Here is a 10102-nt window from a genome sequence, read left to right on the forward strand (position 1 = left end):
GGGCAGCCGAGGGACGAAAGACGACAAGTAACGGAGAAAACGCTAGTGGAGAACGAGACCCACTACGCCGAGGCCGTCATCGACAACGGCGCCTTCGGCACTCGCACCATCCGCTTCGAGACGGGCCGCCTGGCCAAGCAGGCCGCCGGCTCCGCCGTGGCGTACCTGGACGACGACACCATGGTGCTGTCGGCCACCACCGCCTCCAAGAACCCCAAGGACCAGCTCGACTTCTTCCCCCTGACGGTGGACGTCGAGGAGCGGATGTACGCCGCCGGCAAGATCCCCGGCAGCTTCTTCCGCCGTGAGGGCCGCCCCTCCGAGGACGCCATCCTCACCTGCCGCCTGATCGACCGCCCGCTGCGCCCGTCCTTCAAGAAGGGCCTGCGCAACGAGATCCAGGTCGTCGCCACGATCATGGCGCTCAACCCCGACCACCTGTACGACGTCGTGGCGATCAATGCCGCGTCCGCGTCGACGCAGCTGGCCGGCCTGCCCTTCTCCGGCCCGATCGGCGGCGTCCGCGTCGCGCTGATCCGCGGCCAGTGGGTCGCCTTCCCGACGCACACCGAGCTCGAGGACGCCGTCTTCGACATGGTGGTCGCCGGTCGCGTCCTGGAGGACGGCGACGTCGCGATCATGATGGTCGAGGCCGAGGCCACCGACAAGACCATCAAGCTGGTCGAGGACGGCTCCGAGGCGCCGACCGAGGAGGTCGTCGCCGCCGGTCTCGAGGCCGCGAAGCCCTTCATCAAGGTCCTGTGCAAGGCCCAGGCCGACCTCGCGTCGAAGGCCGCCAAGCCGACCGCCGAGTTCCCGATCTTCCTGGACTACCAGGACGACGTCCTCGAGGCCCTGACGGCCGCCGTCAAGCCCGAGCTCGCCCAGGCGCTCACCATCGCCGGCAAGCAGGAGCGCGAGGCCGAGCTGGACCGCGTCAAGGGTCTGGCCGCCGAGAAGCTCCTGCCGGAGTTCGAGGGCCGCGAGAAGGAGATCTCCGCCGCGTACCGCTCGCTGACCAAGACCCTGGTCCGTGAGCGCGTCATCAAGGAGAAGAAGCGCATCGACGGCCGCGGTGTCACCGACATCCGCACCCTGGCCGCCGAGGTCGAGGCCATCCCGCGCGTGCACGGCTCCGCGGTGTTCGAGCGTGGCGAGACCCAGATCCTGGGCGTCACCACCCTCAACATGCTCCGCATGGAGCAGCAGCTGGACACCCTCTCCCCGGTGACCCGCAAGCGCTACATGCACAACTACAACTTCCCGCCGTACTCCACCGGCGAGACCGGCCGCGTCGGCTCCCCGAAGCGCCGCGAGATCGGCCACGGCGCCCTCGCCGAGCGCGCCCTCGTGCCGGTCCTGCCGACGCGCGAGGAGTTCCCCTACGCGATCCGCCAGGTCTCCGAGGCGCTGAGCTCCAACGGCTCGACGTCCATGGGCTCGGTGTGCGCCTCCACCATGTCGCTGCTGAACGCCGGTGTGCCGCTGAAGGCCCCCGTCGCCGGTATCGCCATGGGCCTCATCTCCCAGGAGATCGACGGCGAGACGCACTACGTCACCCTCACCGACATCCTCGGTGCGGAGGACGCCTTCGGCGACATGGACTTCAAGGTCGCCGGCACCAAGGAGTTCGTGACCGCCCTCCAGCTCGACACCAAGCTGGACGGCATCCCCGCCTCCGTCCTGGCCGCGGCCCTCAAGCAGGCCCGTGACGCCCGCCTCCACATCCTCGACGTGATGATGGAAGCGATCGACACGCCGGACGAGATGTCCCCGAACGCCCCGCGGATCATCACCGTCAAGATCCCGGTGGACAAGATCGGTGAGGTCATCGGCCCCAAGGGCAAGATGATCAACCAGATCCAGGAGGACACCGGCGCCGAGATCACCATCGAGGACGACGGCACCATCTACATCGGTGCCGCCGACGGCCCGGCCGCCGAGGCCGCCCGTGCAACGATCAACGGCATCGCCAACCCGACGATGCCCGAGGTCGGCGAGCGCTACCTGGGCACGGTCGTGAAGACGACCACCTTCGGTGCGTTCGTCTCCCTGCTGCCCGGCAAGGACGGTCTGCTGCACATCTCGCAGATCCGCAAGCTCGCCGGCGGCAAGCGCGTGGAGAACGTCGAGGACGTCCTCGGCGTGGGCCAGAAGGTCCAGGTCGAGATCGCCGAGATCGACTCCCGCGGCAAGCTCTCCCTCATCCCCGTGATCGAGGGCGAGGAAGGTTCCGACGAGACGAAGAAGGACGACGCCGAGCAGTGACGTCCCGTAGCTCCAAGGCGACGGCCCGCACCTCCTCGGAGGCGCGGGCCGTCGCCCGTACCCAAACCCTCATCAAGGGAACCAACGGCATCGGCACGGTCCGCAAGACCACCCTCCCGGGCGGCCTGCGCATCGTCACCGAGACCCTGCCCTCGGTGCGCTCCGCGACCTTCGGCATCTGGGCGCACGTGGGCTCCCGCGACGAGACGCCCTCGCTGAACGGTGCCACGCACTACCTGGAGCACCTGCTCTTCAAGGGCACCGGCCGCAGGTCGGCGCTGGACATCTCCGCCGCCCTCGACGCGGTCGGCGGCGAGATGAACGCGTTCACGGCCAAGGAGTACACGTGCTACTACGCGCGCGTGCTCGACACCGACCTGCCGCTCGCCATCGACGTCGTCTGCGACATGCTGACCGGCTCGCTCATCCTCGAAGAGGACGTCAACGTCGAGCGCGGCGCGATCCTCGAAGAGATCGCCATGACCGAGGACGACCCGGGCGACTGCGTGCACGACCTGTTCGCGCACACCATGTTCGGCGACAACGCCCTCGGCCGCCCGGTCCTCGGCACGGTCGACACGGTCAACGCGCTCACCGCCGACCGCATCCGCCGCTTCTACCGCAAGCACTACGACCCGACGCACCTCGTCGTGGCCTGCGCGGGCAACATCGACCACAACAAGGTCGTACGGCAGGTCCGCGCGGCCTTCGAGAAGGCCGGCGCCCTGGGCAACCCGGAGGCGCTGCCCATCGCCCCGCGCGACGGCAGCCGCCGGCTGCGCACGGCCGGCAAGGTCGAACTGCTGGGCCGCAAGACCGAGCAGGCGCACGTCGTCCTCGGCATGCCGGGCCTTGCCCGCACCGACGACCGCCGCTGGGCCATGGGCGTGCTCAACACCGCCCTCGGCGGTGGCATGTCCTCCCGCCTCTTCCAGGAGGTCCGGGAGAAGCGCGGCCTCGCCTACAGCGTGTACTCCTACACCTCGGGATTCGCGGACTGCGGCCTCTTCGGCGTGTACGCGGGCTGCCGCCCGAGCCAGGTCCACGACGTGCTGAGGATCTGCCGGGACGAGCTCGACCACGTCGCCGCCGAGGGGCTGTCCGACGACGAGATCGGCCGTGCGATCGGTCAGCTCCAGGGCTCCACCGTCCTGGGCCTGGAGGACACCGGCGCGCTGATGAACCGTATCGGCAAGAGCGAGCTGTGCTGGGGCGAGCAGATGTCCGTCGACGACATGCTGGCCCGGATAGCCGCGGTCACCCCGGACGAGGTCCGGTCGGTCGCCCGCGACGTCCTGGGACAGCGCCCCTCGCTGTCGGTCATCGGCCCGCTGAAGGACAAGCAGGCCGCGCGGCTGCACGACGCGGTCGCCTAACCCCTCCGGTACCCCCCGGTAACCCCCTCCGGTCTAAGGAAGCAAGAGATGAGCAAGCTGCGCGTGGCGGTCCTCGGTGCCAAGGGCCGGATCGGGTCCGAGGCGGTACGGGCGGTCGAGGCCGCCGAGGACATGGAGCTGGTCGCCGCCCTCGGCCGGGGCGACAAGCTGGAGACGCTGACGGAGACCGGCGCCCAGGTGGTCGTGGAGCTGACCACCCCGGCGTCGGTCATGGACAACCTCGACTTCTGCGTGCGCCACGGCATCCACGCGGTCGTCGGGACGACGGGCTGGACCGACGAGCGCCTCGCGCGGCTGAGGGGCTGGCTCGACGGGTCCCCGGAGACCGGCGTGCTGATCGCGCCGAACTTCTCCATCGGCGCCGTGCTGACCATGAAGTTCGCGCAGATCGCCGCGCCGTACTTCGAGTCGGTCGAGGTCGTCGAGCTGCACCACCCGAACAAGGTGGACGCCCCGTCCGGGACCGCCACGCGCACGGCCCAGCTCATCGCCGAGGCCCGCCGCCGGGCCGGCACGGCCCCGGCGCCGGACGCCACGACCACGGCCCTGGACGGCGCCCGCGGCGCCGACGTGGACGGCGTCCCGGTGCACGCGGTCCGTCTGCGCGGCCTCCTGGCCCACCAGGAGGTGCTGCTCGGCGGCGAGGGCGAGACCCTCACCGTCCGCCACGACTCCCTGCACCACAGCAGTTTCATGCCGGGCATCCTGCTCGGCGCCCGCCGGGTGGTGTCGACTCCGGGCCTGACCTTCGGCCTGGAACACTTCCTGGACCTGAGCTGAGACCCGAGCCGAACCCGAAGACGTCATGCGCGCGAAGATCACCTACCTCGTCACGGCCGCCGTTCTGCTGTTCTACTTCGTCCTGGTCGGCAGCCGTGGCGTGCTGCTCATCCAGTCCGGCACGGTCGTCACCGTCACCTTCGGGGTGGCGGTGCTCATCCTGCCGGTCATCGGGCTGTGGTTCCTGTGGAAGAACACCCAGTTCGTCCGCAGGGCCAACCAGCTCGCCGCCGAGCTCGACGCCGAGGGCGGACTGCCCGTCGACGAGCTGAAGCGCACCCCGGCCGGCCGTATCGACCGCGACTCGGCCGACGAGGTGTTCGCCAGGCGCAGGGCCGAGACGGAGGCGGCACCGGACGACTGGCGCAGCTGGTTCCGGCTCGCCGTCGCCTATCACGACGCCCGGGACACCCCGCGCGCCCGCAAGGCGATGCAGCGGGCCATCGCGCTGCACGACGGCAAATCCGTCCAGGTCTGAGCCGTACGGAGGGCTCCGGGGCACGCACGGCCAAGGTCCCGGGACGCACACACGCCACCAAGGCCCTGGCAGGCACGCACGACGAAGGGGCCGGTCCGCGCCACGGCGGACCGGCCCCTTCGTCGTGCGTGCCGCGAAGGTCAGCCGTGGCGGTACTCCGCCGCCCACGCCTCCACGGTGTCCGCGGCCCGGTCGAAGGCGGCGGGACGGCTCAGGAAGTCCAGGCCGTGCGTGGTCATCAGGGGAGCGGTCTCGTCGGGGGACCGGTCCTTGCGTACGAACGTGAGGGCCTGCCCCTGGACCGTGCGCGGCAGCCCCAGCCAGCGCACCGGCTGCTGCGCCGTGCGCACCGAGACCACCCGCTGCCAGGGCACCGTGCGTGTCATCAGGAAGCCGACGTGGCGCAGCCCGCGCGCGCTCACCCACACACCCATGCGCAGCACGCGCAGCGCGGACGCGATGACGGCCAGCGCCACGACCAGGACCACGACGGCGTCGGGCACCGAGCCGGTCAGCGCGATGAGGACCGCCCCGAACAGGATGAACGAGGAGAGCAGCAGACCAAGGGCCGCGCCGGCCACCCGCCAGGGCCCGGGCCGGTAGGGGCGCCGCCAGCGGTCGCGGTCGTCGTACGGCAGCGGGCTCTCGGAAGCCGCCTCGAAGCTCCGGTCGGCCGTCAGGAAGGGCAGGGGCACGGCTGGTCCTCACTCAATCCTTGCTGGGGCTGTGCCCGGTGAGGCTATCCGGCCGCGTTCCCGCTCACCACCCGTGGGCGGCCGGAAGAGTCAGTGCCCCTGCGACGCCTGGGACTGCGGGGACGGCGTGCCGGACGGTGTGGACAGCGCGGGGGTGCCCAGGACGACCGAGCCGACGAGCCCGGCGACGATGGTGAGTCCCAGCAGCCAGCGACCGGCCGTCTCGCCCACGGAAGCCCGCCGGCGGGGCGGGGGAGCGACATTGCTGCGGAACCTGTCCGCCTCGGCCAGGAAGGCGAAGGGCACGGGCTCACGCCTACGGAACATGGTGGTACGTCTCCTCGGGACCGAATGTGCGGACCTCACCGGTACAGACGCTCGAGTGGCGCAAAAGGTGCCCATGTCCGAAAAAATCCGGGGCGAGGTCACTGTCCGGGACTGTCAGGGGTGCCCCGTACAGTGGGCGCGAACCTGAAGAAGTGATGGGAAGGACCCCCGTGACCACCCCCGAGTCGCTCACCCTGCGCAGTGACGTCACCGTCGAACTCGTGAAGTCCAGCGCTTCGGATGCCGACGTCCTCTTCGCCGCCCGCGTCTCCACGCTCGGTGAGCAGTCCCTGGACGAGCTGAAGAAGGACCCCGAGCGCTCCAGGGGACTGATCAACTACCTGATGCGGGACCGGCACGGCAGCCCGTTCGAGCACAACTCGATGACCTTCTTCATCAGCGCCCCCATCTTCGTGTTCCGCGAGTTCATGCGGCACCGGGTCGGCTGGTCGTACAACGAGGAGTCGGGCCGCTACCGGGAGCTCGAGCCGGTCTTCTACGTCCCCGACACCTCCCGCAAGCTCGTGCAGGAGGGCCGCCCGGGCAAGTACGTCTTCGTCGAGGGCACCCCGGCCCAGCACGAGGCCGTGCGCGGCACCCTGGAGGAGTCCTACGAGCAGGCGTACGCGGCCTACCAGAAGCTCCTCGCCGAGGGCGTGGCCCGGGAGGTCGCCCGCTCGGTCCTGCCGGTGGGCCTCTTCTCCTCGATGTACGCCACGTGCAACGCCCGCTCGCTGATGCACTTCCTCGGCCTGCGCACCCAGCACGAGCTGGCCAAGGTGCCGTCCTTCCCGCAGCGGGAGATCGAGATGGTCGGCGAGAAGATGGAGGCGGAGTGGGCCCGGCTCATGCCGCTCACCTACGCCGCCTTCAACGGCAACGGCCGCGTGGCCCCCTGACGCGGTCCGTTCCCCACGCGGAACGGATGTACGGGTCAGCCTGGCGAAGTGTCCGTATTGCGGCATTTAGAGAAGTTCATCTAGCCTGATCAAACGGACCCGGCACTGCTTGAACCCCCGAGCAGGCAGTGCCGGGCTCCTTATTTGTCCTGACTTTCCCGGCACCCCGAGGGCAGACCACGCATTGAGCACCGAGTAGCGTGTTACCCATGGCTCCGACCTCGACTCCGCAGACCCCCTTCGGGCGGGTCCTCACCGCCATGGTCACGCCCTTCACGGCGGACGGCGCACTCGACCTCGACGGCGCGCAGCGGCTCGCCGCCCACCTGGTGGACGCAGGCAACGACGGCCTGATCGTCAACGGGACCACCGGCGAGTCCCCCACCACCAGCGACGCGGAGAAATCGGACCTGGTACGAGCCGTGGTCGAAGCGGTCGGCGACCGCGCCCACGTCGTGGCCGGAGTCGGCACCAACGACACCCACCACAGCATCCAGCTCGCCCGCGAGGCCGAGCGCGCCGGCGCACACGGCCTGCTGGTCGTCACGCCGTACTACAACAAGCCCCCGCAGGAGGGCCTGTACCGGCACTTCACGGCCGTCGCGGACACCACCGGCCTGCCGGTCATGCTCTACGACATCCCCGGCCGCAGCGGCGTCCCGATCAACACCGAGACGCTCGTCCGCCTCGCCGAGCACCCGCGGATCGTCGCCAACAAGGACGCCAAGGGCGACCTCGGCCGCGCCGGCTGGGCCATCGCCCAGTCCGGCCTCGCCTGGTACTCGGGCGACGACATGCTGAACCTGCCCCTGCTGTCGGTGGGCGCCGTCGGCTTCGTCTCGGTCGTCGGCCACCTCGTCACCCCCGACCTGCGCGCCCTCGTCGACGCGTACACCTCGGGCGACGTCGTCAAGGCCACCGAGATCCACCAGAAGCTGCTCCCGGTCTACACGGGCATGTTCCGCACCCAGGGCGTCATGACCACCAAGGCGGCACTCGCCCTCCAGGGCCTGCCCGCCGGACCGCTGCGCGCCCCCATGGTCGAGTGCTCGGCCGAGGAGATCGCCCAGCTCAAGATCGATCTTGCCGCCGGCGGGGTACAGCTCTGACAACAGACTTCGCACCACCCGGGCTTCACAACTGAACAACAACCGCATACGCAGGCCACCGGTGCCCGCATCCCACAACGACAACTGCTTCTGCACGAACGTCATGCGCGCCACGTGCCCTACCGGTACGTGGCGCGCGTGGTGAGGAGAGTCTTTTGAGTCATCCGCATCCTGAACTCGGCTCGCCCCCGCCGCTGACGGAGGGCGGCCTGCGGGTCACCCCGCTCGGCGGTCTCGGCGAGATCGGCCGCAACATGACGGTCTTCGAATACGGCGGCCGCCTGCTGATCGTCGACTGCGGAGTGCTCTTCCCCGAGGAGGAGCAGCCCGGAATCGACCTGATCCTGCCGGACTTCTCGTCCATCCGGGACCGCCTCGACGACATCGAGGGCATCGTCCTCACGCACGGCCACGAGGACCACATCGGCGGTGTCCCCTTCCTGCTCCGCGAGAAGCCGGACATCCCGCTGATCGGCTCCAAGCTGACCCTGGCCCTCATCGAGGCCAAGCTGCAGGAGCACCGGATCCGGCCGTACACCCTGGAGGTGGCGGAGGGGAACCGCGAGCGCGTCGGCCCCTTCGACTGCGAGTTCGTCGCGGTCAACCACTCCATCCCGGACGCCCTGGCGGTCGCCATCCGCACCCCCGCCGGCATGGTGGTGCACACCGGTGACTTCAAGATGGACCAGCTCCCGCTGGACCACCGCCTCACCGACCTGCACGCGTTCGCCCGGCTGAGCGAGGAGGGCATCGACCTCCTGCTCGCCGACTCCACGAACGCCGAGGTGCCGGGCTTCGTCCCGCCCGAGCGGGACATCTCCAACGTCCTGCGCCAGGTCTTCGCCGGCGCCCAAAAGCGGATCATCGTGGCGAGCTTCGCCAGTCACGTCCACCGCATCCAGCAGATCCTGGACGCGGCGCACGAGTACGGCCGCAGGGTCGCCTTCGTCGGCCGCTCCATGGTCCGCAACATGGGCATCGCCCGGGACCTCGGCTACCTGAAGGTCCGGCCGGGCCTCGTGGTGGACGTCAAGACGCTGGACGACCTGCCCGACCACGAGGTGGTGCTGGTCTGCACGGGTTCCCAGGGCGAGCCGATGGCGGCCCTGTCCCGCATGGCCAACCGCGACCACCAGATCCGCATCGTCGACGGCGACACGGTCATCCTGGCCTCGTCCCTCATCCCGGGCAACGAGAACGCGGTCTACCGCGTGATCAACGGCCTGACCCGCTGGGGCGCCAACGTCGTCCACAAGGGCAACGCCAAGGTGCACGTCTCCGGCCACGCGTCCGCGGGCGAGCTGCTGTACTTCTACAACATCTGCCGCCCGAAGAACCTGATGCCGGTCCACGGCGAATGGCGTCACCTGCGCGCCAACGCCGAGCTGGGTGCCCTGACGGGCGTCCCGCACGATCGGATCGTCATCGCCGAGGACGGCGTCGTGGTCGACCTGATCGAGGGCAAGGCCAAGATCTCGGGCAAGGTCCAGGCGGGATACGTCTACGTCGACGGCCTGTCCGTCGGCGACGTAGGCGAGCCGGCCCTGAAGGACCGCAAGATCCTCGGCGACGAGGGCATCATCTCGGTCTTCGTGGTCGTGGACTCCTCCACCGGCAAGATCACCGGTGGTCCGCACGTCCAGGCCCGCGGCTCCGGTATCGAGGACTCGGCCTTCGCGGCCGTCCTGCCGAAGATCACCGAGGTCCTGGAGCGGTCCGCGCAGGACGGCGTCGTGGAGCCCCACCAGCTCCAGCAACTCATCCGCCGCACCCTCGGCAAGTGGGTCTCCGACACCTACCGCCGCAGGCCGATGATCCTCCCGGTCGTCGTGGAGGTCTGACCCCTCGTCAGCTTGAACTGGGAGCGGGGCGCCTCGATTTGCATCGGGGCGCCCCGCTCCAGTACGTTTACGTCTCCGCCCGAGCGGGAACCCCAGTGCTTCAGCCCTGGACCACGGTTCCCCGGACGGGGTGGGAAATCCGGCTCAGAACTTCTGATAAAGTCGGAACTGCCGGAAAGGGAAACGCGAGAGCGAAGACCTGGAAAGCGCCGAGGAAATCGGATCGAGAAAAGATCTGATAGAGTCGGAAACGCAAGACCGAAGGGAAGCGCCCGGAGGAAAGCCCGAGAGGGTGAGTACAAAGGAAG

The 10102-nt window shown here is 69.5% G+C and carries 9 protein-coding genes; 7 read left to right on the plus strand and 2 right to left on the minus strand.

The annotated features are described in order from the left end of the window. Nucleotides 1–45 precede the first annotated feature (45 nt). The 4 genes from PV343_RS35850 to PV343_RS35865 are packed head-to-tail and all read left to right on the plus strand — an operon-like array spanning nt 46 to nt 4923. On the plus strand, nt 46–2268 hold the full coding sequence (locus tag PV343_RS35850; protein WP_319151217.1) for a polyribonucleotide nucleotidyltransferase: 2223 nt from the start codon (nt 46–48) through the stop codon (nt 2266–2268). After that, nucleotides 2265–3644 (plus strand): M16 family metallopeptidase, encoded by a 1380-nt coding sequence (locus PV343_RS35855; protein WP_319151218.1) that lies wholly within the window; start codon nt 2265–2267, stop codon nt 3642–3644. Before PV343_RS35850 ends, PV343_RS35855 begins: the two co-directional genes overlap by 4 nt. Nucleotides 3645–3692: 48 nt before the next feature. Next, nucleotides 3693–4445 (plus strand): 4-hydroxy-tetrahydrodipicolinate reductase, encoded by a 753-nt coding sequence (gene dapB, locus PV343_RS35860; protein ID WP_319151219.1) that lies wholly within the window; start codon nt 3693–3695, stop codon nt 4443–4445. Nucleotides 4446–4470: 25 nt separating this feature from the next. Continuing rightward, nucleotides 4471–4923 carry a hypothetical protein gene (locus PV343_RS35865; RefSeq protein WP_319151220.1) on the plus strand — a complete coding sequence of 151 codons (453 nt, stop codon included), beginning with the start codon at nt 4471–4473 and terminating at the stop codon, nt 4921–4923. A 140-nt stretch (nt 4924–5063) separates the two neighbouring features. On the opposite strand, the gene PV343_RS35870 is transcribed toward PV343_RS35865, so the two are convergent. Then, nucleotides 5064–5618, minus strand: a complete 555-nt coding sequence (locus PV343_RS35870) for a hypothetical protein (RefSeq protein WP_319151221.1) — start codon at nt 5616–5618, stop codon at nt 5064–5066. A 90-nt stretch (nt 5619–5708) separates the two neighbouring features. Then, the gene (locus tag PV343_RS35875; RefSeq protein WP_319151222.1) at nt 5709–5945 is read right to left on the minus strand and encodes a hypothetical protein; all 237 of its coding nucleotides are present in this window, start codon (nt 5943–5945) and stop codon (nt 5709–5711) included. 155 nt (nt 5946–6100) lie between these two features. On the opposite strand from PV343_RS35875, the gene thyX reads away from it, so the two are divergent. The 3 genes from thyX (at nt 6101) to PV343_RS35890 (ending at nt 9794) form a co-directional block, all read left to right on the plus strand. Beyond that, complete coding sequence (thyX, locus tag PV343_RS35880) at nt 6101–6844, plus strand: FAD-dependent thymidylate synthase (RefSeq protein ID WP_319151223.1); 744 nt, start codon at nt 6101–6103, stop codon at nt 6842–6844. Nucleotides 6845–7053: 209 nt separating this feature from the next. Further along, nucleotides 7054–7953: a 4-hydroxy-tetrahydrodipicolinate synthase gene (dapA, locus tag PV343_RS35885; protein WP_319151224.1), complete on the plus strand. Its 900-nt coding sequence runs from the start codon at nt 7054–7056 to the stop codon at nt 7951–7953. A 155-nt stretch (nt 7954–8108) separates the two neighbouring features. Further along, nucleotides 8109–9794 (plus strand): ribonuclease J, encoded by a 1686-nt coding sequence (locus PV343_RS35890; protein ID WP_319151225.1) that lies wholly within the window; start codon nt 8109–8111, stop codon nt 9792–9794. Nucleotides 9795–10102: the final 308 nt, after the last annotated feature.

The organism is Streptomyces sp. WI03-4A (assembly GCF_033792105.1).
Taxonomy (GTDB): domain Bacteria; phylum Actinomycetota; class Actinomycetes; order Streptomycetales; family Streptomycetaceae; genus Streptomyces; species Streptomyces collinus_A.